This window comes from Aeromicrobium sp. P5_D10 (assembly GCF_054049535.1).
Window position 1 is genome coordinate 193,702 of record NZ_JBFUME010000001.1, and the last position, 20,969, is coordinate 214,670.

Sequence of the window (20,969 nt, forward strand, 5' to 3'; positions counted from 1 at the left end):
GCACGGGTTAGCCGGCCGCCTCAGGGGTAGTGTCGAGACATGGTCCGCGTGTTGGCCGTCGCCGACGAAGAGGTCCCCGCGATGCAGTCGCGGGTGCAAGACCTGCGCGTAGACCTGGTCCTTGCCGCAGGCGATCTGCCCTGGGACTACCTGGAGACATTGGCATCGTCGATCGATGCCCCGGCCGCATTCGTGCCGGGTAATCACGATCCGCGGATCGGCCGCGGGCGGGCCTCAGGTCCGCGTGGTCTGGTCAATCTCGACGGACGAGCGGCATCTATCGCAGGTCTGCGGATAGCCGGCCTCGGCGGCTGCGTGCGCTACAACCGTGGCGATCACCAATACACGCAGCGCGAATATGACGACCGAGCACGCAGTCTCACGAAACAGGCAGCTCGAGCCGGTTTCGAGACGGTCGACGTCCTCCTCACCCATGCTCCCCCGTTCGGACTCGGTGACGAGCCCGATCCGTCCCATGTCGGCATCGAGGCGCTGCACGGTGTCCTCGCGACATTGCGGCCCAGCTGGCATCTGCACGGCCACATTCACCCCTATGGACTACTCAAATCCGACCGGCAGGTCGGACCGACCACGATCCGCAATGTCATCCCGTGGCAGGTCATCGACATCGAACCGCAGTTGACCACCAGCGGATCTGTCAACGCGCGACGAGGAGCCTGACATGGTCAGCAGTTCTGGATCTCCACGAGTCGATGCCGAGAGCGACTTCATGCGCGCCCGCAGACACCAGGTCCTGTCGAGCCTGGCGGCGACTCTGCGCAACGACAGCGATGTGGACGCGATGTCGTTCGACGAGGTGGTCGATGCCCTCGGACGACGAGCCGAGAACTACCTGGGCACCAAACTCATCCCGCTGGACGCCATTGTCGGTTCGGTCGACAAGGTTCGGGATTTCGACAGACGATTTCGACCCACCTCAGCACGTAGCCGTCAACGCTGGGAGCGCCTCTCCCGCGCGAGCCGGACGGGTGAGGAGATCCCGCCGATCGAGGTGTACCAGGTGGGCGACTACTACTTCGTCCGCGACGGTCACCACCGAGTGTCGGTCGCACGCAGCCTCGGCCTCGACGTCATCGAAGCCCGAGTCACAGCGATCGACACCTTCCTTGCGCCGGTGGGTATCGGCGGCCGCTCAGATCTCGAACTCAAGCACTGGCGACGCCTCATGCTCCAACGCGTGCCGTTCACAGGCGAGGCACGAGCCGCAGTGGCCTTCAATCGGCCGTTCGACTACGGGCTGATCGCTGAGAACGTCGAAGCGTGGGCGACCCGAAGGATGCATGCCGAGCGCACCTACATGGATCCGGAGACCATGGCCGCGCGGTGGTACGCCGAGGAATTCCGCCCCGTCGTCGACATGATCGAGGAAGCCGGCGTACGCGGCGTCGACGAACGTCCCGCAGAGGCCTATCTGCGGGTCGCGAACGAACGCTATCGGCTGATCCGCGAACACGAGTGGAGCGCCGAGATCATGGCCGCCGTCGCGAAGAAGGGCAAGAAGCGGCGTTAAGGTCGCCCGCGCTCAGAGCCCGACAGTGAGGTTCTCTCCCGTCGACGGATCGAACAGGTGCATCTTGTCGGCGTCGATGAACAGCGTGGCCGTGTCGTCCTCTTTCACGGTGCTCGCCGCGTCGAGCGACACCACCAGTTGGGTGCGCAGCGAGTCGCTGTCGGACTCGCGGGCCAGTTCCTTGAGCTGGTTTTGCACCTCGGCCTCGGCCTCGTACGGCACGTAGGCGTACTGCTGATCGCCCAGCCACTCACGGACGTCGATATGCGCCTCGAATGTTCTGGAACTGTCGACATGCCCTTCTTCCAGCACCGAGACGTCCTCGAAGTGTTCAGGTCGCACTCCGGCCATCAACAGGCCCTTGCCTGCGGTGCGCTCGGCCTTGGCCGACAGCAAGGGGAAGGTGCCGAACGGCAGTGTGACCTGATCGCCTTCAACCGTCGCGGGCAGGAAGTTCATGGGCGGCGAACCGATGAAGCCCGCCACGAAGAGATTGACCGGCTGTTCGTAGAGTTCGCGCGGCGTGGCCAACTGCTGCAGCGAGCCACGCTTCATGACCGCGACCCGATCGCCGAGTGTCATCGCCTCGGTCTGGTCGTGGGTCACGTAGACCGTCGTGATGCCGAGCTTCTTTTGCAGACGGGCGATCTCGGTGCGCATCTGGCCGCGCAGTTTGGCATCCAGATTCGACAACGGCTCATCGAACAAGAACGCCTTGGCATCGCGGACGATCGCGCGTCCCATCGCGACGCGCTGGCGCTGGCCGCCCGACAGATTGGCGGGCTTGCGTTGCAGGTGCTCGTCGAGGTCGAGAGTCTTGCTGGCCTCTCGTACCTTCTCGTCGACCTCCTTCTCGCTCGTCTTGGACAGACGCAGTGGGAAGGCGATGTTCTCGTACACCGTCAAGTGCGGGTAAAGGGCATAGTTCTGGAACACCATCGACAGGTTGCGGTCGCGGGGGGCGAGGTCGTTGACCCGGTCTCCCCCGATGATCATGTCGCCGGACGTGATGTCCTCCAGACCCACGATCATCCGCAACAACGTTGACTTACCGCAGCCCGACGGCCCGACCAGGATCATGAACTCGCCGTCGGCGACATCGATGCTCACGTCGTTGACGGCAGGGAAGCCGTCGCCGTACTTCTTGACAATATTCTTCATCTCGATGGCGGCCATGCGATCAACCCTTCACTGCGCCGGCGGTGAGGCCGGCGACGATCTTGCGCTGGAAAAACAGGACGAGGACGACGATCGGCACCGTGGCGACCACGGCACCTGCGGCCAGCAGCGACGCCGGCCGGTTGAACGGGTCAGGACCGACGAAGAACGACAGGGCAGCTGGAATCGGACGTGCATTCTCGGTCGAGGTCAGGGAGATTCCGAAGACGAAGTCGTTCCAGGCGAAGAAGAACGTCAGGATCGCGGCGGTGAACACGCCGGGCGCTGCCAGCGGGACGATGACCTTGCGGAACGCCTGCCACTGCGTCGCTCCGTCGACCTGCGCGGCCTGTTCCATCTCCCACGGGATTTCGCGGAAGAACGCCGACAGCGTCCAGATCGCCAGCGGCAGCGTGAACGACATGTACGGGATGATCAGCCCGGGCCAGGTGTCGTAGATGCCGAACGTGCGCCACATGTCGAACAGCGGGCCGACCAGCGACACGACCGGGAACATCGCGATGACGAGCGCTGTGGTCAGGACGAAGCGTTTGCCGACGAACTCCAATCGTGCGATCGCGTACGCCGCGAGCGTCGCGAAGATCACCGACAGGAGCGTCGCGATCAGCGAGATCCCGATCGAGTTGAAGATCGCCCGTCGGAACTGCTCGTTGTTCAAGACATCGGTGTAGTTCTGCCAGCCTGCTCCCCCGCCGTCGGACGGGAAGAATCCGGGGCTGCCCACCGTCACAGCTTCCTGCGACTTGAAGGACAGCGAGATGATCCACACGACCGGCAGCAGGCACCAGATCAGAATCAGCGCGCAGCCGAACACCATGCCCATGCGGTTGGTCAGATTCTTCATGTCAGCCCTCCTGCCGTGCGTCCGCGAGGTTGACTCTGAACAGTTTGACGATCACGAATGCCACCACCAGCACGGACAGGAACAGCAACACCGAGAGCGCTGATCCGATGCCGAGCTGGAACTGTTCGATCACCTGCCGATACGTCAAGAACGAGATCGACTCGGTGTTGTTCGCGCCGGCCGTCATGACGAAGATGTTGTCGAAGATGCGGTATGCGTCGAGGGCGCGGAACAGCACCGCGACCATGATCGCGGCCCGCATATTGGGCAGGATGACCCGGAACAATCGCTGCCACCAGGTTGCACCGTCGACTTTTGCCGCCTCCAGCATGTCTTCGGACACCTGCGCCAACCCGGCCAACAGGAGCAGCGACATGAACGGGGTCGTCTTCCATATCTCCGAGGCCATGATCGCGATCATCGACGACCAGTACTGGCCGAACCAGTTGAAGTCGTCGGGTGTGAAAGGCAGCCAACTGTTGACGAAGCCGTTGGTATTGGAGAACGCGAACTGCCAGGCGAAGCCCGAAACCACGGTGATGACTCCGTACGGAATCAGGATCGACGTTCGGATCGCGCCCCGCGCGAAGATGATCTTGTGCATGACCATCGCGAATGCGAAACCGATGACGAGCTCGAACGCCACCGTGATGATCATGATGCCCACGGTGTTGAGGGTCGTCTTCCAGAACAGCCAGTCGGTCAGCGCCGTCACGTAGTTGCCCAGTCCGACGAACTCGCGATCGTCCGGGGCCGTGAGCGAGTAGTCGAACAACGAGAGATACAAAGCGCGCAGCATCGGAAATGCCGTGACGACAAGCATCAGGATGATCGCCGGCGCCACGAGTCTGCGTCCCAATGAGTTCTCGACCCGGGACCGGTCGGAGACTTGGTTCTCCGGCTTGGACTTGAGGTGTTTGGACGTGCTGGGGGCCGTGGTACTCACAACAGTGCCTTCCCGCTCAGGATCGCCTTGAGGAATGCGGCCGACTTCTCGGGCGTCGACGACGGGTTGACCGAGGTCGGCGAGTGCCACCTGGCCTGCACCGCACTGGAGATCTGGCTGTAGAACGCGCTCTGCGGCCTGGGGCCGCCGGTGTCGACGCTTTCGCTGAACAGCTTCAGCAGATCGGCGGGATAGGCCTCCTTGAGCGCCGCCGAATCGTAGACGGACTGGCGCGACGGCATCAGCCCATTCTCGACAGCCAATGACGTCTGGGCCTCGGGGCTCGAGACACACAAGGCCGCCTCGTGCGCGAAGTCGAGATGTTTGGAGAATGCGCCCACACCGATGTCGATACCGCCGATCGGCGGCTTGGACTCCTCGCCGGCGACGGTGCGCGGATAGCGGGCCCAGCCGAGATCGTCGAAGCCCGCCTCATCTGCGGGACCTCCCGGCTTGCCGATCAGACCTTCGTAGTTCTTGTAGGCGAAGGTCCAATTGACCATGAACTCGCCGGCACCTTCGGACGGGAACATCGCACCGAGGCTCGTGCCCTCGTTGGAGGTCGACAGATCAGGCTGGGATGCAGGCGAGTCGGCGAGTTTCTGCACGACTGCGGCCGCGTCCTTGCCGGCCCGCGAATCGATCGTGACCTTGGCATCGCGCCCGTCTTCGACTGTGGCGGGGTCGAGGATATTTCCGCCCGCACCCTGGATCAGGGAGTTGAGCCATACGACGTAGCCCTCGTACTTGTTGGCCTGGACGCCGACCGAGCCGCCATTGTCGCTGGCCGCGTCGATCACCTGGTCCCACGTGACGGGTTGGCTCATGTCGAGCCCGGCAGCCTCGGCGAGCGATTTGCGGAACCACAGCACCTGCGTATTGGCCCATTGCGGCGCGACGACAACCTCACCGTCCCAGGTGGCCGGTTCGGCGGCCCCCTTGAGCACATCGTCGTCGACGGCCTTCGTCGCTTGCTCTCCCTTGAAGGGCGCGAGCCATTTGGCGCTGGCGAATTCCGGAACGAAGACCGGATCGAGACTCATCAGATCGGTCGAGCTGTCCTTGGCGGCCAAGCGTCGCGCGAGCTGTGTTCGCTGATCGGTCGCGCTCGCCGGGAGCAACTGGACCGCGATCTTGTAGTCGTCGGTGCTGCATCCTGCCGCGATCTTCTTGACCGTCTCTTGGGCGTCGGGGTTGATGTACCAGTTGAGCGTCGGTTTGCCACCGCCCGAACCACATGCGGCAAGTGTGGTCATCGCGAGTGCCGCAGCGGCGACCCCCGCAGCGACCTTGCGAATTGGACGTACGACCATCGAACCCTCCGAACCACCCCGTGACTGCGCCGATATGGCGTGGACTACAGAGTGATTCGACCGTAAACCCGTCCTAGGAGGTGCGCAACCGCTGCGGCAGGGTGTCTTCGTCGGCCGGAGTGCTGAACTTCATCATGCTCGCGTTGCCGCACGTACTGCGGTGGTGACGTCCGACAGCGCTATTGCCACAGATAGTCGGCGCTGTCTTCGGGCGAACGCGAGGAGTTCGGGCCGAGATGACGCGGCACTTCCAAGGTCGCACACTCGCCGTGCCTGGAGTCCTCGAGCGGCCGGACGGCCTCATCCCGCCTGATCAGCACCCGCTTGCCACAGATCTCGTCGGCCTCGACGTAGTGCTTGGCGATCAGGCGTCTGGTCTCACCCGACGCGTCCATCCCGAAGATCGTGGCGCGCTGCCACTGGACGATCCAGGTCGGCCGTTCTACGGGCGACCGGAGCATGTCGCGCAGCCGGTTCTCGGCGTTCGGGACGGTGCGCACCATCTGAGCCCATGAATATGGATACGGCGTCTCCATGTCGGCGTAATAGAGCAGATTCGCCCGCGCGTACAAGACGTACAACGTGTCGCCGGGGTGGGCATTGGACTGCAGGTAGTCGGCCACCGCGAGCGTGCGTTGCTGTGGCGGGTCCATGGATCTGAGCGCCGAGCCCACAGCGACATTGCCGATCGCCAGCACGACAACCATGAATGCGGTGGACCAAGCCAGTCGCTGGCGCCGAGTCGCTGCCAATGCGCAACCCGACAACACCGCGAGAGCGGCGACAGGCTGGATGAAGTAGTGCGGGTAGTAGTTGCCACCACCGGCGATCGCGATGAATCCGATGAGCAGCCAAGCCCCCAGTGGAAGTACCAACTGCGGATCGGTCCGGCGTCGGACCAGCCACGAGACCGCCCAGGGCACAAGGAACAGGCATCCCGACACCAAGGCGATGGGCAGGCCCAGACGTAGAAGCATCGAGCCGGCACCATGCGGTGAGCCGCTCAGCTGGGCGAGGCTGTCGAGCCGGAATCCCGCCACGGCGTAGACGAAGGATCGCGCACCGACGGAGTACGCCTCGAACCACGCGAAGGTCACAAGCAATGGCGTCACGATGCCGGCCAGCCACCACCAGACCCAGGTGATGTCGAACCCCGAACGCGTCCGTGTCAACCAGCTGACGAGCAGGAAGATGATGCCGGCGACCAGCACCTCGCCGAACGACTGCTTGATCAGCAACGCGCAGGTCGCGAAAAGCCCCGCGGCGTACAGCCAGCGACGCGGCCGCTGGGCGTCTCTGGCCCACATCAGGGCCAGGATCGAGTAGGTCGCGGGCACACTGGCCAATAACTCATTGCCGGTGAAGACGGCGCCCAACACGACCGACGAGGTCATCACGGCGGTGATGACACCGGTGATTCTGGCAGCACGCGCACCCGCGATCCGATGGGCGATGACCATCGTCGCGGTCAGGAGCAGGAGTGCGGCCAGCATGCCGAGCAGCCGGACTCCCAGGTCCCCACCGAGGACACCGACCTTGTAGATCAGCACCAGGAGCGGCGGCCGGTCGAGCCATGATCCCCCGTACATCGAACCCTCGGTCGAACCCCAGGCCCGGGCCACGAACGAGTCACCGCCCTCGTCGATTCCCAGCGGGACATTGATGAACGGCATACGCAACACGATCACGATGGCGGCGCACAGCAGCCACCAACGGACCATCGAGTCACGCAGACGGGTCCCGAAATCGGTGACCCGTTCGTCCAGCAACGTCACACCTGGAACCTCCCGGGCGGGTGGACTGTCAGACGTCCCAAGCGTACGGCTGCCCAGGCGATCAGCAATCCGGCGACGTCGTCGAGCACGAAGTGCCAGCCGAGGTAGATCGTCGAGACCATCACGGCGACCAGGTAGACGCCGAGTATCTGCGAGATCCGATGGAATCCGTAGTAGCGCATCATCAACACGACCAAGAAGGTGAAGCCGGTATGCAGGCTCGCGAATGCCCCGATGCTCGCGAAGGAATCGGCCAGACCGGGATCGCTCAACAACTCAGCACGTTCTGCCATGTACTTGGCCTGGGTCGCGGTGACGCTCGTGGGGTCGAGACCGGCGAACAAGTGGGGTGCCGAGTCGAACGGTCCGATCGCGGGAATCAGGTAGTACGAACCCACACCCAGGATCCACACCCACATCGCGGACGTCAAGAAGACGTACCCCTCACGGATACGGGGTGCGAACACCAATGCCGCCACGAAAGAGATCGGCACCATGATCGAGAACGACTCGTAGATCGCCCGGAAGATATGCGGTGCCACCTGCTCGCCGAACAGGTCATGCAGCAACTGGGCGGGATCGTGGCCGAAGAAGAGCCAACGATCCAGTTTCAGCAGCTCGTCGTCGTACTGGGTACGAAATGCGTTCCAGCTCTTCAGATTGCGGTAGAACGTGTACACCAGGTGATAGGCCAGCAGCCCGGTCACCGCCAGAGCGATCCGGTCGGGTGTCCATCGCGCGGCGATCGCCTGGGCCATCTTCTTGATCGTCCAGTCCCGCCGGCCGGCTCGCACCGCACCGTCGAGAAGGATGAGGACGATCAAGATCCCGTACGACAACAGGATCCGCGAGGTGAAGACCCGGCCGTCCGGATCCCGGAATGGCACGTCCACTTGCTGGGAGCGCCACAACGCGATCGCGCCGAAAACGATCACGACCACCCAGGTCCAGATCCACCAGCGCGCGGTCGTCGCCGGATCGTCCGTTCTTGTGTCGGTGGCTGTGCCTGTGTGGGACGTGATGGCGGGCACCTCGATCTCTCAGTCCGTGCGCGTCGTCACGGCGGGTCGCCGGATGCGCCCGAGATCACGATAATGCCTCCGCTGGGGCAATCGGCTGCATCTACATGGTTGGCGTGAGGAGCCCGAAGACGTTGCCGTCCGGGTCGAGCAGGTAGGCAAGACGTCCGACCCCGGGCATGGTCTCAGGGGCCAGGGCCTGCGAGCCCCCCAGCTCGATCCCGCGGGCGAACAGTTCGTCGACGTCATCGACCGCCACCACGACGTTGCAGCCGTTGACGGGCGAACCCGGCTCGGGTCGCGGACCGGGACGCTGGGTCAGCCCGCCGTTGATGCCCAGCCCTTTCGTGCCGCCTTCAGTATCGTTCCTGACCGACCCCTCGCCGGTGTCGATGCCCCAGTAGGACATCTCGCCCCATTGCTCGAACTTCCAGCCGAGCAGCTCGGAGTAGAACTCGATGAGTTCCTCCGGGTCAGAAGCGTTGATCTCGAAATGTACGACAAGGTTCGACATGATTCCTCCAATACACGGTGGGCTCACGCTACTCCCGGACTCGCCCCAGAAGCGACCTTCCGTACGCTGGTCGGCGTGACAGACCATCAGGCGCTCCTGCGTCGACGTCGCGAGCTGATTGTGTCGGCGATCGCGGTCAGTGTGCTGCTCGCCGTGGCGTGCATCGGCCTGGTTGCCTTCCTCTTCTCCTCGGAGCGGCAGGGCTGGGACGACGAATCCCGGGTCCTGCAGACCCACGGAACTGTCATCGACGAGGTCCCTGGCAGCGGCAGCTGCAAAGGGCGCGACTACGAGACCCAACTCGAATGGACCCAGGACGGCGAACTCCGTACCGGTTGGGCCAGGACCTGCTCTTCGGGGCCCGATGTGGGTGACCGGGTGGAGATATGGGTCCGGGACGACGGGAAGATCACGCTGACCGCACCGTCGGCGACGGTCGTGTTCCTGGTCCTCGGTGTCCTGTTCTTCCTGGGGCTGGGCGCGTTGTCCTACTTCTCCTTGCGGTCCAGCCTGCGGGCCGTCGATTCGAAGCTGGCCGCCGGCAAGCCCTGATTGCCACGACCTGGCCCATGGCGTCAGGCCCTGGCTTGGGCGATGACCTCGATCGATCGGATCGGCGCCTCGAACGGGCCTGGCCCGAAGTGACGGACCAACGCCGCTTCAGCGAGAACCGTGGCAGCGGCGACGTCCAGCGTCTCGTGATCTTCGATCTCAAGACGCAATGGGGTGCCGTGGCAGAACGCGACCGCCGCCTCGCCGGGAGTGCTCCTGGCGAGGCCGTCGACTTCAGTGGTGCTGACGACGGCCATGCCCGCAGCCCCCAGGTCAGCTCGGATCTGATCGGTCGAGAAGTAGCCGTGCGGACCTCGACTCATGAACGCGAACGGGCTCGTCGGGACAGCCTCGCTCAGTGCCGATTCGATCACGGCTGTCACAGCGTTGTGTTCGATCCTGTCCCACACGTTGAAGATGAACGATCCTTGTGGTCGCAAGACCCTGCGCGCCTCGCGATAGCCGCGGACCCGGTCGGGGAAGAACATAACCCCGAATTGGCAGACCACGACATCGAAGGAACCCGCCTCGAACGGCAAGGAGAGCGCATCGGCCTGTTGCCGCGACACGAGCGCGCTGTCAGGCATCTGCGCCGCCGCCACGTCCAACATCGGCTGGCTGAGGTCCGTCGCGACGATGTGCGCCTCGGGACAGCTCTGCATCAGCGCGCGAGTCAACACCCCGGTGCCCGCCGCCGTCTCGAGCACGTCGTGTGGTGCCGATCGGGCCACGATGGCCGCCAGCCTGGTCGCCGCGGCCCGGAAGATCATCGGGACCATCAGTCGTTCGTAGACGTCGGGAATCGACCCGGCGAACTGGTTCACCGTTAGACGCTCAGCGGCACGGCATGGATCTCATCGGCCGGATGACCGGCACGTTGGTGGATGCGCTGGACCGCTTCGGCCGAAGGTGCCTCGGAAAGGCAGTAGATGACACCGCTGTCCGGATCAGCCCAGGCCTGCTTGAAGTCGACCCCTTCCTCGCTCTGGATCGCCAGGTCGGCAGCGTGCGCCGCCGACAGATCCTCGGCGCTGATACCAGTCATTCCGCGGTGGACATCCATGAATTCAGGCATTTTCACCATCTCCTTCACACGCGGCATGGCACAGCACCACGCTGCCATTTCAACGTACGCCCGAAAACCGCGATCCACACGGGACCATCGGCCCGAATTCCAGGCTCGGGATCGCTACTGCGGGTGGTTGAAACCGACCTGATCCGCATCCACCACGGGCTGACGATATTGCTCGCTGAGCAGTCCGAGCGTGTGGTCGTGATGTTGGGGCTTGCTGGAGGCGATGGCATCCGCCACGAGGACGACCCGAAGATCGTGCGCATACGCATCTGAGGCGGTCAAAGCGACACACGACTCAGTCGACACACCGCACACTGCGATCGACTCGACCCGCCGCTCACGCAGCATCCCGCTCAGAGCCGTCTGATGAAATGCGCTGTCCCGGGTCTTGACAATCTCGATCGTCCCGTTCGCGTCCAGCCCGTCGACTCGCTGCGCGCCCTTGGTCCCCTCGATCACCACGCCTTCGCCGTCATCTCGCATATTGAGCGTCCAAGTGCTCGCGTCAGCTGCGTGCTCGGTCCGGATCTCGAACACCGGCGCTCCAGCAGCCGCCGCCCGACGTATCAGGCGGTTGCATGTCGACACCAGTGATTCAGATCGCTGCTGCAGTTCAGGGGCTTCGAAGTAGTCGGTCTGCAAGTCGATCAGAACCAGCGCATCCACGGTGTGCGGATCAGACACTGCGGGCCCTCACGGATCGGTCGGCTCGATCAGCGGCGCTTCCGGATCCACTGGAGGTTCGGTTGCCGGTTCGGCACCTGGATCAACCGCCGGGTCAACGGTGGGCCCTTCTGCTGATGGCCCCGGCTCGGCGTCTGGATCGTCTTCGGACAGGGAACCGGAATCGTCCGGAAAGATCGTCATGGCAACTCCTGATCAGTCGACATATTTGACTGGTATCGCAGTGTCTTGCGAGGTAATATGGTCGTGTCTGACGCCTTGGCGCCGGGCGGCAGGCGACCCACTACGAAGACGGCTCACCCCCGACTTACGCAGGCGGGAAGCCAGCCTCTTCGGGCCCCGGATCCCCTTGCGAGACCGGGGCCCTTTTTATGGATCAGATGTCCTCGGTCGGATCGGGCGGCACGATTCCCCCGTCGGGATCTTCCTCGATTCCGCCCGGCACAGTCGTCGTCGGCTCATCGGGGTCGACCGGCTCGATCGTGGGGTCCGATTCGAAAGGTGTCTCGCTCATGATCGTCTCCTTGCGTTCGTCAGCTCTCTTCTTCGTCGGCCGGTCCCCCGGCCTGCGGTGCGAGGTCTCCGCGCTTCTCGCCGGTGTCCGACACGTCTTCGGGCTCTGCTGGCACCGGACCTTGATTGGCCAGCTGACCGCCCTCATCGGGTGCTTCGTGATGTCCGTTCCCAGGTGTCGTCATGGACCATAGATACCCAGGTACGTCGAGCTGACACCTACCGGAAGGTGCGATTCCTGACCGCTGCCTCGATGAACGTCTCAATCAGACTCGCGTCCTTCTGCCCCGGAGCGATCTCCACCCCGCTCGAGACGTCCACACCCCAGGGCCTTACCGCCTGCACGGCATCGGCGACGTTGTCGGGCGACAATCCGCCGGCGAGCAACCACTTGCCGTCCGGAGCGCTGGTTGCCAGGGCCGAGAGATCCCATCGCTCCCCCGATCCCGGTTTCGGGGAATCCAGAAGCAGCATCTCGTCGCCGTACTCCCCTACCTGCGGGACCGATCCGCCATCCAATGACGTCGCACGCCATATCCGTGGCACGACCTCCAAGGCAGTGGCGAAGTCATCAACGCGATACGCAGGTCCGTGCAGCTGCAGGATGTCGAATCCGAGCCGATGTGCCGTCGCGGCAGCTTCGTGAGCCGGCATGTCATTCACGACGAGCACCGTCTCGGCCCGTCCGTGCACTGCTGAGATCACCGCGGTCGCCTCGTCGTCGGTGGCTCGGCGAGAGCTCGTCCGGTTCATAACCACGCCGACGGCGTGTGCCCCGGCGCCCACAGCCACGCGTGCGTGTTCGGGATCTCTGAGGCCGCAGATCTTGACGTACATGCGGTGATTCTCGCAGGAGGACCCTCCTTCAGCGGAGCCGGCCTCCGTACCCGAAATGCGCCTACGGAGCGTCGGCCACGTGATCCAGAAAGCCGTCGACGAGTTCGCGGGCAGGACGTGACATGCTGCGCTGCATGCCCCAAGTCACAGCAGAGGTGTGGGTCGCGGTCGAGCCTGACACGGCGTTCGCTGTCTCGCAGACGACCGGAGAGGTCCGCCTGAGTTGGGACCCGTTCATCCGGCACCAGCACCTGATCGACGCCGACCGGCCGGGCAAGGATGTACGCACCCTCACCCGAGCGCGCATCGGCCCGACGATGATCAGCCGCTACGTCTCGTACCGGCCACCCACGTCGGTCGGAATGACGATGGAAAAAGGTCCCTGGTTCTTCGCGACCTTCGGGGGCGGTTGGCGTTTCGCCCCCGAACACCAGGACGGCGTGGCCGGGACCCGGGTCGTGTGGAAGTACACCTGGTCCGCCCGGCCGGCCTGGTCGGCTCCGGTCGCCGATCCGATCGGCCGGTGGTTGTTGGGTCGCGAAATCCGGGCCCGGATCGCCGCATTCGGCCGGGCGTGCGGGAACCCTGATGTGCTGGAGGCCCTCTAGAGCACGTGCCAGAGGGTTCGCCGATACGGTGGTTCCATGGCAGCGAGCCGATGGGTCACCAAGGTCGAACGGCTCCTCGAATCGGCGCGGCTGAAGTCGTCCACATCGGCTCCGACAAGCTTTCGGATCGAGTCGTACGGCGGCCACGGTGGACCCGAAGGACTCATCGTTCGAGGACGCGTCCTCGACAACCTCGAACCCTCGAAGGCCGCCGAAGGCGAAGGTCTCGGCGCGGCGGTCCGCCGGAGCGTGCAGAACTTCCTGACACACGAACTGCCCGGCGTCCCCTTAAAGATCCAGGTGGGAACCTCGCGAGTCGACGCATTCACCGATGTCGATGGGTACTTCGTCGTGCCGATTCCGCAGGCCGCGCAGCTCCTCTCCCCCTGGACCACCGGGACCGTGTCACTCAACGGCGAGTACCGGGGTCTGACGGAGCCTCACGCGACACCTGTCGACGTGCGGGTCCCCGACCAGACGGCACACTTCGGGGTCATCTCCGATATCGACGACACCGTCATCAAAACCGGAGTCCAGCGCACCGCGCAGATGCTCTTGCAGACGTTCACCGGATCGGCACTGACCCGTGAGCCCTTCCCGGGCGCGGCCGCCCTGTACCGCGATCTCGCCGGAGCTGCGAATCCGGTGTTCTACGTCTCGTCGAGCCCGTGGAATCTGCATGCATTTCTGACCGCTTTCCTGGATCACCACGGCTTCCCGGCCGGCCCGCTGTTGTTGCGCGATCTTCTGGGCACCGCCGAGGGGCGCGAGCAGAAGCACGGACGCATCCGCGAGATCCTCGATTTTCACCCGGATCTGCCGTTCGTACTGATCGGCGACTCGGGCGAGAAGGACCCACAGATCTACGCCGACATCGTGCGCTCGCATCCCGGCCGCATCCTCGCGGTCTACATCCGCGAAGTCCGCCTGGACCCTGGCGACGGGACCGTGGAGCGAGTGGCGCAGACCTGGGCGCCCGACGTCCCGTTCGTACTCGCCGCGGACAGCGAGGCGGTCAGAGAGCACGCTGAAACGCTCGGTCTCCTGTGACGGACTCTTCCGCCAGTCAGAACTGGTCGCCCTGGCGGGCGATCGTCGCATTCGGAATCGTCAGCCTGCTTGCCGACCTGGTCTACGAGGGTGCGCGGTCCATCACGGGTCCGCTGCTCGCGAGCCTCGGTGCATCAGCATTCGTCGTCGGCGTCGTAACCGGTGCCGGTGAAGCGGCCGCGTTGGTGCTGAGATTGTTCTTCGGCACCATGGCCGACCGCACGGGCCAGTACTGGAACCTGACCATGATCGGCTACGGGCTCACAGCGGTATCGGTGCCTCTACTGGCGCTGACGCCGTTCATCGGCGGGGCCGGTCTGAGCGTCGCGTGTCTGCTGATCCTGGCCGAACGCACCGGCAAAGCCGTGCGAAGCCCCTCGAAGTCGGCGTTGCTCGCGGTGGCCGCCCGCGACGTCGGTCGCGGGCGCGGATTCGGCGTTCACAAGGCACTGGATCAAGTCGGCGCATTCGCCGGACCGCTGATCGTGGCCGCCGTCATCGCCGTGACCACATCGATCTGGCCGGCATTGGCCGTCCTGGCCGTCCCAGGTGCCGCCGCGATGATCGTGCTGGTCATCGTCCGCGGGCACATGCGCGTGTCTCCAGAGCCTCCCCCACAAGCTGACGTCACGGCGTCAACACCCGCGAGCACCACCGCGTCCCTGCCAGGATCGTTCTACCGGTTCGCGACCGCCGCCGGCCTGGCCACAGCCGGGCTGGTCAGTTTCGGGCTCATCGGATTCCATCTCGTCGACGACGATCTGGTGCCCACCGGCGTGGTCCCCGTCGTCTACGCCCTCGCGATGGCTTCGGCTGCGGTCGCAGCGCTCGCCACAGGCTGGGCCTACGACCGCTTCGGCGGCGGGGTGCTGTTCGCGCTTCCGGTGCTGGTCTCGGCCGTCCCGGCCTTGGTGTTCGCACCACAGATCTCAGCGGTGCTGGTCGGCGTGGCGATCTGGGGTGTTGCGGTGGGGCTGCAGGACTCGACGGTCAAGGCACTCGTCGCGGATCTGGTCCCCCCGACCCGGCTCGCGACCGCCTACGGGACGTTCGCCGCGGTCCAAGGCGGGGCGGCGATCCTCGGCGGTGCTGCGGCCGGGTACCTGTATCCCCGGTCATTGCCACTTCTGATCGCGATCGTCGCCGTGCTGCAGGCGGCGTCGTTGGGGCTACTCGTCTCCGTGAAACGGCGTGAGGGCCGCACGAGCTGAGCCTTGTGCCTCGATCATCCGTGCGCGTCGGTCAGCCGTCCCGGGAACCGGGCGTGGGCCAACAGGGCCAGCAGATCGAACGTCAGGCCAGCTGCGGCAAGCGCGGTGATCTGCGCGTGGTCATAGGCAGGAGAGACCTCGACGATATCCGCGCCGATGATGTCCAGGCCCGCCAGGGAAAAGAGCAGCAGCTGCAATTCCCTCGTCGTCAGCCCGCCAGGCTCAGGTGTACCGGTTGCCGGTGCATGAGCCGGGTCGAGTACGTCGATATCGATACTCAGGTAGACCGGTTTGTCACCCACCCGCTCACGAATCCTGTCTGCCGCCTCCGAGACGCCGCGGCGTGCGACGTCGAGCGTCGTGATCGTCGCGAAACCGAGCTTCTTGTCATCAGCGAAGTCCTTCGCCGCCGGAGTGGTGTGCCGGATACCCACGTGGGCGCAGTGGTTCACAGCGAGCAGACCCTCCTCCGTGGCTCGCCGAAATGGCGTGCCATGCGTCAGTGGCGCTCCGAACATGTTGTCCCACGTGTCTAGGTGTGCATCGAAGTGCACCAGCGCGATCGGACCATGGCGTTCATACGCGGCCCGCAAGAGCGGCAGGGCAATCGTGTGATCGCCACCGATCGAGACGATGCGATCTGCTTGTCGGTAGAGCTGGCGCGCCGCCACCTCGATCTGGCCGATCGCGGCAGCAATATCGAAAGGCGTGACCCCGACGTCACCCGCATCGGCGATCTGCATGACCGACCACGGTTCGATCTCGAGCCCGATGTGGTAGGGCCTGATGAGCTTCGAGCCCGCTCGCACGGCCTCAGGACCGAATCGAGCACCCGGACGATACGTCGTTCCCGAGTCGAAGGGCACGCCCAGGATGGCGACATCGGCGTGCTCCACCTCATCGAGACGGGGCAACCTTGCGAACGTCGACGGACCGGCAAATCGTGGCAGCTGCTGCGTCGCGCTCGGGGGCCCTACGATGACTGCGCGATCATGTTCTGACTGTCCCGCAAAAGTGCTGTCTTCCGGCACGATTCTCCTCGCCTCTTCTTCCGCCATCAGTGTCGATTCCGACCACGCAAGGGTGCGTGGTCGATCTGCCTCGACTCTACGAAGCAAAGGCGCGCCAAGGCTTGGACGATCGACCGAGCGTTGTCAGCCCGCTCTGGGTCGATGTACCAGGTGCTTTCGTCGACTGGTGCCCCACAATGGTGCGGATGCAAGCCCCGAGCCCGCCCATGACAACCAGGAGCAATCGTGACGGCAGATGAACACCTCGCAACCGTATGTTCGGCCGCTGAAAGTGAACTCGTCACGGCGGTCGACAGTGAACGCCGACGCCTGTCGATCCCCGGAGCCATCGTCCACGTCAACGACGCGATCGACGCCGGCTGGGTGCACGCGCTCGGCGTCTCGGACCTGACCACGAGTGCTCCGCTGACGGCGAACAGCCGGATGCGGGTGGGCAGTGTCACCAAGATAGTTGTGGGCACTGCGGTCCTGTGCCTCGCCGATGCCGGTGAGCTCGCGCTCGACCAAGACCTGAGCATCCTTCTACCCGACCTCGGGGTCGCGCCCGGCGTGACGGTACGCCACCTGCTCGCGATGCGTTCGGGCTTGCCCGACTACACCTCCGAAGCATTCATCGACGCACTCTGGGACAACCCGGACCGTGTGTGGGCCCCCGAAGAACTGCTCGACCTGACGCGTGGTGAGCCACAGCGCTTCGAGCCCGGCACCTCCTGGGAGTACTGCAATTCCGGATACATCGTGTTGGGACTGCTCATCGAGCGGCTCACCGGCCGAACCGTCACGGAAGTCGCCCGTGACCTCGTGTTCGCACCGCTCGGCATGGGCGACTCCGAGCTCCCCCCGCCCGACCGCCCGGCCGCCGACCTGCAGGATGCCCATGTCCGTGGCTACCACCGCCGCAGTGGCCAGCTCGTCGATGCGACCCATATCAACATGTCATGGGCATGGGCTGCCGGCGGTCTCGTGTCCACAGCTGCCGACCTCGGACGCCTGGTCGAGGCGACTGCCGTAGGCACTCTGCTTCGCGATGAGACACAACGCGATCGGCTCAACACGTTTGCCGTTCCTGGGGCCCCTGTCAGCTACGGACTCGGCATCGCGAACTTCGACGGACTGTGGGGGCACAACGGTTCGCTGCCCGGGTTCCAGTCTTTTGCCGGCCACGATCCTGTCTCGGGCACCACGATCGTCACGATGACCAACGTCGACGACAACGCCGCGGACACGCTTGCTGCCCTGGTGCGTACGCAGCTCGCCGCGAACCGTCCAGCGTGACGCAGGCTAGCTCGCGACGATGACCGACATGGGCCGGGTGGCGGCGTCGAACAGCGCCACCCCGCCTGTCGCTCCTGAACCGCTCTCCCCCCAGGGCTCGTACATCACGCCGGCGCCGCCGCCCTGCCACTCGTTGACCCACACGATCGCAGCACGGATCTCCTGACAACGCCGCAGATTGTCGCCGTCGGAGGTGTAGACGGTCGCCGCCAACCCGAACCGGGTCCCATTGGCCAAGGCGATCGCCTCGTCGAAGGTGTCGAACACCATGACAGGGGCCACGGGACCGAACGTCTCCTCGCTCAGGATCCGCGCGGCCGGCGGGACGTCGACGAGCACTGTCGCGGGGTAGAAGTACCCATCCCCCTCCGGAAGTTCACCACCACACACCGCAGTCGCGCCGAGCGCGACCGCGTCCATGACATGCCCGTGGACGATCTGTCGCTGTCCGTCATCGACCAAAGGTCCCAGGCCTGCCCCTTCTGGGCTGAGAATCATCGGGAACGACCCCGCTGCTTCGACCAGGGAGCGCGTAAACTCCGCGGCGATCGACCGGTGCACATAGATGCGTTCGGACGACGTACAGATCTGGCCGCTGTTGATGAAGCTCGAGAACGCGACGGCTCTGGCAGTGGCAGCGACATCATCAATGTCGGCCGCGACGATCACAGGATCGTTGCCACCAAGCTCGAGGATCGATCGGGTCAAACGCTTCGCCGAAGCCTCGCCGACCGATCGGCCGACCCCGACGGATCCCGTGAAGTGCACCAGGTCGACTCCCTCGTGTTCGGCAAGAGGCTGGCCTGCCCTCCGGTCGCCCTGGAGGAGGTTGACGACGCCGGGTGGAAGGTCACTGAGTTCGATCAGTCCGGCCGCGGAGACCGGTGATTTCTCGGACGGCTTGATCACGACCGTGTTCCCGGCCAGGAGCAAGGGACCCAGGACGCCGAGGACGGACATGACGGTGAAGTTCCACGGCACGATCAGGGCAACAACCCCCACGGGCTGACGAAGCACAGTGGTGCGGCTCGACTCACCGGCCACCGTGACGTCGGCGACGAACGGATAGGTCCGGGCAAGCTCGATACTCGCACGAAGGGCGGCGACTCCCCCGGTGATGAACTGCTCGGCGAGAGCCAGGGGTTTGCCCATCTCGCTGCTTTCGGACTCAGCCAGATCCCGCACATTTCGCTCCACCACATCCGCGAGCGCGATCAGATGCTGTTCCCGCTCGGCAAGGTCGAGTGCGGCCCATTCTGGTTGGGCGGCTCGCGCGGACGCGACTGCCGCGTCGGCGTCCTGTGGGCAGCCTGCAGGAATCCGTGCGATGACTCGCCCTGTGAACGGGCTGACGACCTCGCAGGTCTCGGGACTGGCGGACTCGAGGCCGACCCCGTCGATGATGTGATTCAGATGGAGCATAGGAGTCCTTCGTTCGTGTGCCATCAAGTCAGCTCATCCTGCGTGCCATGTGCTCGCCGGCCATGACACAAGTGAGGTGAGTGTTCGCGCGAGGGACGAACGGGAAGATCGAGGCGTCCACGACCCGCAGGCCTTCGACCCCGACAACCCAGCAGTCAGAATCCACCACGGTGTCGGCGGCGTCAGACGCTCCCATGCGACATGTGCTCGTCGGGTGCTGAGTATCGGTCACGCTCTCCAGCAAGTAGCGACGCATGCCGCTCGGCGGTCCTGTCAGAGCCTTGCTCAGCTCAGGGTTGGCGGACCGTATGTCTGCTGCGGCGATCTTGGAGAAGGCACCATGGTCGATGATCGTCATCAGTCTCTCGACGCCATCGACGAGTCGCTCAAGGTCCCGCTCGTCCGACAGCATCCTGAGGCGGACCTCAGGCTGGACCAGTGGGTCGGCACTCGACAGCCGGAGAACACCGCGTGAGTACGGTCGGTTGACGAAGACTCCGAGGGCACCCGCACCGCTGCGCAGGTCGACCGACGCCATCGCCAGCGCGTTCTGGTTCAGCGAGACCAACATCATGTCGTTTTCATCAGGCCCGAGCCCACTGGAGAACCGCACGCAGCAGTTGGTGTGCCGATCCTCGGGTCCCGCCGAGGCAGCTTCCGTCAACGGCACGCCGATCAGCGCCAAGGGGTGGTCCTGCAGCCCCAGACCGACCGGGAGGTCGGCTCGCACAGGAATACCGAGTGACTCGAGATCTCGCGCCGGACCGATGCCGGACCGTAGGAGGATCGCGGGCGAGGCGATCGCGCCGGCACTGAGGACGACTTCGTCGGCGTGGAAGGACGTGCCGTCCACGAGCCGCACGCCGACGGCTCGCCGTCCCTCGAAGAGGACCTGGTCGACCAACGAGTCGCCGCGAATGGTCAGCAGCGGATTGTCCCGGATCGGCTCCAGATAGGCGTCATTGCTGGACACCCTTCGCTGGTCGATCGAGTTGATGGGATAGGGAGACACTCCCGTCGCCCCAGGTGCGTTGACGTCGGGCGCCCATGGGAGCCCCGATGCCAACGCGGCCTCCCGCAGCGCCTCGTCCACCGCGCCCCAACGCTCGACCGGGGTACGGAACACGGGGATGGGGCCCGTATCGCCGTGGTAGTCGTCGCGACCGAAATCGAGGTCGGACTCCAAAGCCTTGAAGGCCGGCATGACGTCCGCCGCCGACCAGCCGGCGCAGCCGTCGGCCGCCCACTCGTCGAAGTCCTCAACCGGAGGCCGGATGGCGATCTGACCATTGATGACGGAGCTTCCGCCCACCCCTTTGCCTCTCCAGTAGAGCTGTGGCGGTTGGGCATCGGTTCGACTGGCCGTGAGATCGTCCCAGAGATAGCCGCCAAGTTCCTGGTCCAAGATGGCATTGAACGGATTGGGTGACCTCCAAACCTCGGGCAGGTCTGAGGCGACGTAGTTCCGCCCGGCCTCCAGGAGCAGGACCCGCCGGCCTCGTCTGACCAGACCCGCAGCGAGAGCGGCACCGGAGGAGCCCGCACCCACGATCAACGCGTCATAGCGCACATGGCTGGTCATGATCGTCG

At 64.8% G+C, this 20,969-nt stretch carries 24 protein-coding genes; 7 read left to right on the top strand and 17 right to left on the bottom strand.

Translation table 11 applies throughout. The features are described from left to right. Positions 1-39 precede the first annotated feature (39 nt). Positions 40-681: a metallophosphoesterase family protein gene (locus tag ACXJKC_RS01010; protein ID WP_456694798.1), complete on the top strand. Its 642-nt coding sequence runs from the start codon at positions 40-42 to the stop codon at positions 679-681. A 1-nt stretch (position 682) separates the two neighbouring features. Next, positions 683-1,531, top strand: coding sequence for a hypothetical protein (locus tag ACXJKC_RS01015; protein ID WP_456694799.1), 849 nt, complete (start codon positions 683-685; stop codon positions 1,529-1,531). A gap of 12 nt (positions 1,532-1,543) precedes the next feature. Here the strand turns inward: ACXJKC_RS01015 and ACXJKC_RS01020 are convergent, their stop codons facing one another. The 7 genes from ACXJKC_RS01020 to ACXJKC_RS01050 all read right to left on the bottom strand — a co-directional run bounded on the left by ACXJKC_RS01020 (position 1,544) and on the right by ACXJKC_RS01050 (position 9,121). Next, positions 1,544-2,707 carry an ABC transporter ATP-binding protein gene (locus ACXJKC_RS01020; protein WP_456694800.1) on the bottom strand — a complete coding sequence of 388 codons (1,164 nt, stop codon included), beginning with the start codon at positions 2,705-2,707 and terminating at the stop codon, positions 1,544-1,546. 4 nt (positions 2,708-2,711) lie between these two features. Continuing rightward, positions 2,712-3,554: a carbohydrate ABC transporter permease gene (locus tag ACXJKC_RS01025; protein WP_456694801.1), complete on the bottom strand. Its 843-nt coding sequence runs from the start codon at positions 3,552-3,554 to the stop codon at positions 2,712-2,714. Position 3,555: 1 nt separating this feature from the next. Further along, on the bottom strand, positions 3,556-4,500 hold the full coding sequence (locus ACXJKC_RS01030) for a carbohydrate ABC transporter permease (protein WP_456694802.1): 945 nt from the start codon (positions 4,498-4,500) through the stop codon (positions 3,556-3,558). After that, a complete protein-coding gene (locus ACXJKC_RS01035) occupies positions 4,497-5,813 on the bottom strand; it encodes an extracellular solute-binding protein (protein ID WP_456694803.1) in 1,317 nt (438 codons plus the stop codon). The genes ACXJKC_RS01030 and ACXJKC_RS01035 overlap by 4 nt, the downstream gene beginning before the upstream one ends. A 179-nt stretch (positions 5,814-5,992) precedes the next feature. Then, positions 5,993-7,588, bottom strand: a complete 1,596-nt coding sequence (locus ACXJKC_RS01040; protein ID WP_456694804.1) for an ArnT family glycosyltransferase — start codon at positions 7,586-7,588, stop codon at positions 5,993-5,995. Continuing rightward, positions 7,585-8,619, bottom strand: coding sequence for a phosphatase PAP2 family protein (locus ACXJKC_RS01045; protein ID WP_456694805.1), 1,035 nt, complete (start codon positions 8,617-8,619; stop codon positions 7,585-7,587). The genes ACXJKC_RS01040 and ACXJKC_RS01045 overlap by 4 nt, the downstream gene beginning before the upstream one ends. 91 nt (positions 8,620-8,710) lie before the next feature. After that, positions 8,711-9,121 (bottom strand): VOC family protein, encoded by a 411-nt coding sequence (locus ACXJKC_RS01050; protein WP_456694806.1) that lies wholly within the window; start codon positions 9,119-9,121, stop codon positions 8,711-8,713. Between the two features lie 75 nt (positions 9,122-9,196). On the opposite strand from ACXJKC_RS01050, the gene ACXJKC_RS01055 reads away from it, so the two are divergent. After that, a complete protein-coding gene (locus tag ACXJKC_RS01055; RefSeq protein WP_456694807.1) occupies positions 9,197-9,673 on the top strand; it encodes a hypothetical protein in 477 nt (158 codons plus the stop codon). A gap of 23 nt (positions 9,674-9,696) precedes the next feature. On the opposite strand, the gene ACXJKC_RS01060 is transcribed toward ACXJKC_RS01055, so the two are convergent. The 7 genes from ACXJKC_RS01060 to ACXJKC_RS01090 form a co-directional block, all read right to left on the bottom strand. Beyond that, entirely contained in the window at positions 9,697-10,497 is an 801-nt protein-coding gene (locus tag ACXJKC_RS01060) for a class I SAM-dependent methyltransferase (RefSeq protein WP_456694808.1), read from the bottom strand. A 2-nt stretch (positions 10,498-10,499) separates the two neighbouring features. Beyond that, positions 10,500-10,748, bottom strand: a complete 249-nt coding sequence (locus ACXJKC_RS01065; RefSeq protein ID WP_456694809.1) for an SCO4226 family nickel-binding protein — start codon at positions 10,746-10,748, stop codon at positions 10,500-10,502. 114 nt (positions 10,749-10,862) lie between these two features. Then, complete coding sequence (locus tag ACXJKC_RS01070) at positions 10,863-11,432, bottom strand: cysteine hydrolase family protein (protein WP_456694810.1); 570 nt, start codon at positions 11,430-11,432, stop codon at positions 10,863-10,865. A gap of 9 nt (positions 11,433-11,441) precedes the next feature. Then, positions 11,442-11,615: a hypothetical protein gene (locus ACXJKC_RS01075; protein WP_456694811.1), complete on the bottom strand. Its 174-nt coding sequence runs from the start codon at positions 11,613-11,615 to the stop codon at positions 11,442-11,444. A gap of 193 nt (positions 11,616-11,808) precedes the next feature. Continuing rightward, positions 11,809-11,946: a hypothetical protein gene (locus ACXJKC_RS01080; RefSeq protein ID WP_456694812.1), complete on the bottom strand. Its 138-nt coding sequence runs from the start codon at positions 11,944-11,946 to the stop codon at positions 11,809-11,811. A 19-nt stretch (positions 11,947-11,965) separates the two neighbouring features. Further along, positions 11,966-12,130, bottom strand: a complete 165-nt coding sequence (locus tag ACXJKC_RS01085) for a hypothetical protein (protein ID WP_456694813.1) — start codon at positions 12,128-12,130, stop codon at positions 11,966-11,968. Between the two features lie 34 nt (positions 12,131-12,164). Next, positions 12,165-12,782, bottom strand: coding sequence for a phosphoribosylanthranilate isomerase (locus ACXJKC_RS01090; RefSeq protein ID WP_456694814.1), 618 nt, complete (start codon positions 12,780-12,782; stop codon positions 12,165-12,167). Positions 12,783-12,916: 134 nt separating this feature from the next. Between ACXJKC_RS01090 and ACXJKC_RS01095 the strand changes: the two genes are divergently transcribed. The 3 genes from ACXJKC_RS01095 to ACXJKC_RS01105 are packed head-to-tail and all read left to right on the top strand — an operon-like array spanning position 12,917 to position 15,651. Beyond that, positions 12,917-13,390 (top strand): SRPBCC family protein, encoded by a 474-nt coding sequence (locus ACXJKC_RS01095; protein WP_456694815.1) that lies wholly within the window; start codon positions 12,917-12,919, stop codon positions 13,388-13,390. A gap of 36 nt (positions 13,391-13,426) precedes the next feature. Then, positions 13,427-14,440, top strand: a complete 1,014-nt coding sequence (locus ACXJKC_RS01100; protein WP_456694816.1) for an App1 family protein — start codon at positions 13,427-13,429, stop codon at positions 14,438-14,440. Continuing rightward, complete coding sequence (locus tag ACXJKC_RS01105) at positions 14,437-15,651, top strand: MFS transporter (RefSeq protein WP_456694817.1); 1,215 nt, start codon at positions 14,437-14,439, stop codon at positions 15,649-15,651. Before ACXJKC_RS01100 ends, ACXJKC_RS01105 begins: the two co-directional genes overlap by 4 nt. 14 nt (positions 15,652-15,665) lie before the next feature. Here the strand turns inward: ACXJKC_RS01105 and speB are convergent, their stop codons facing one another. After that, complete coding sequence (speB, locus tag ACXJKC_RS01110; protein ID WP_456694818.1) at positions 15,666-16,682, bottom strand: agmatinase; 1,017 nt, start codon at positions 16,680-16,682, stop codon at positions 15,666-15,668. 225 nt (positions 16,683-16,907) lie between these two features. Here speB and ACXJKC_RS01115 point away from each other — a divergent pair, with 225 nt between their 5' ends. Then, complete coding sequence (locus tag ACXJKC_RS01115) at positions 16,908-17,957, top strand: serine hydrolase domain-containing protein (RefSeq protein WP_456694819.1); 1,050 nt, start codon at positions 16,908-16,910, stop codon at positions 17,955-17,957. A gap of 6 nt (positions 17,958-17,963) precedes the next feature. On the opposite strand, the gene ACXJKC_RS01120 is transcribed toward ACXJKC_RS01115, so the two are convergent. Together ACXJKC_RS01120 and ACXJKC_RS01125 are read right to left on the bottom strand one after the other, a co-directional pair. Continuing rightward, positions 17,964-19,379 (bottom strand): aldehyde dehydrogenase family protein, encoded by a 1,416-nt coding sequence (locus tag ACXJKC_RS01120; protein WP_456694820.1) that lies wholly within the window; start codon positions 19,377-19,379, stop codon positions 17,964-17,966. A 28-nt stretch (positions 19,380-19,407) separates the two neighbouring features. Beyond that, on the bottom strand, positions 19,408-20,961 hold the full coding sequence (locus tag ACXJKC_RS01125; protein ID WP_456694821.1) for a GMC family oxidoreductase: 1,554 nt from the start codon (positions 20,959-20,961) through the stop codon (positions 19,408-19,410). Between the last annotated feature and the right edge of the window lie 8 nt (positions 20,962-20,969).

Bases quoted from the DNA above. Each gene is read 5' to 3' on its own strand.
- ACXJKC_RS01010 (WP_456694798.1), top strand. From the start codon at position 40: ATGGTCCGCGTGTTGGCCGTCGCCGACGAAGAGGTCCCCGCGATGCAG.
- ACXJKC_RS01015 (WP_456694799.1), top strand. From the start codon at position 683: ATGGTCAGCAGTTCTGGATCTCCACGAGTCGATGCCGAGAGCGACTTC.
- ACXJKC_RS01020 (WP_456694800.1), bottom strand. From the start codon at position 2,707: ATGGCCGCCATCGAGATGAAGAATATTGTCAAGAAGTACGGCGACGGC.
- ACXJKC_RS01025 (WP_456694801.1), bottom strand. From the start codon at position 3,554: ATGAAGAATCTGACCAACCGCATGGGCATGGTGTTCGGCTGCGCGCTG.
- ACXJKC_RS01035 (WP_456694803.1), bottom strand. From the start codon at position 5,813: ATGGTCGTACGTCCAATTCGCAAGGTCGCTGCGGGGGTCGCCGCTGCG.
- ACXJKC_RS01050 (WP_456694806.1), bottom strand. From the start codon at position 9,121: ATGTCGAACCTTGTCGTACATTTCGAGATCAACGCTTCTGACCCGGAG.
- ACXJKC_RS01065 (WP_456694809.1), bottom strand. From the start codon at position 10,748: ATGCCTGAATTCATGGATGTCCACCGCGGAATGACTGGTATCAGCGCC.
- ACXJKC_RS01075 (WP_456694811.1), bottom strand. From the start codon at position 11,615: ATGACGATCTTTCCGGACGATTCCGGTTCCCTGTCCGAAGACGATCCA.
- ACXJKC_RS01080 (WP_456694812.1), bottom strand. From the start codon at position 11,946: ATGAGCGAGACACCTTTCGAATCGGACCCCACGATCGAGCCGGTCGAC.
- ACXJKC_RS01085 (WP_456694813.1), bottom strand. From the start codon at position 12,130: ATGACGACACCTGGGAACGGACATCACGAAGCACCCGATGAGGGCGGT.
- ACXJKC_RS01090 (WP_456694814.1), bottom strand. From the start codon at position 12,782: ATGTACGTCAAGATCTGCGGCCTCAGAGATCCCGAACACGCACGCGTG.
- ACXJKC_RS01095 (WP_456694815.1), top strand. From the start codon at position 12,917: ATGCCCCAAGTCACAGCAGAGGTGTGGGTCGCGGTCGAGCCTGACACG.
- ACXJKC_RS01100 (WP_456694816.1), top strand. From the start codon at position 13,427: ATGGCAGCGAGCCGATGGGTCACCAAGGTCGAACGGCTCCTCGAATCG.
- ACXJKC_RS01120 (WP_456694820.1), bottom strand. From the start codon at position 19,379: ATGCTCCATCTGAATCACATCATCGACGGGGTCGGCCTCGAGTCCGCC.
- ACXJKC_RS01125 (WP_456694821.1), bottom strand. From the start codon at position 20,961: ATGACCAGCCATGTGCGCTATGACGCGTTGATCGTGGGTGCGGGCTCC.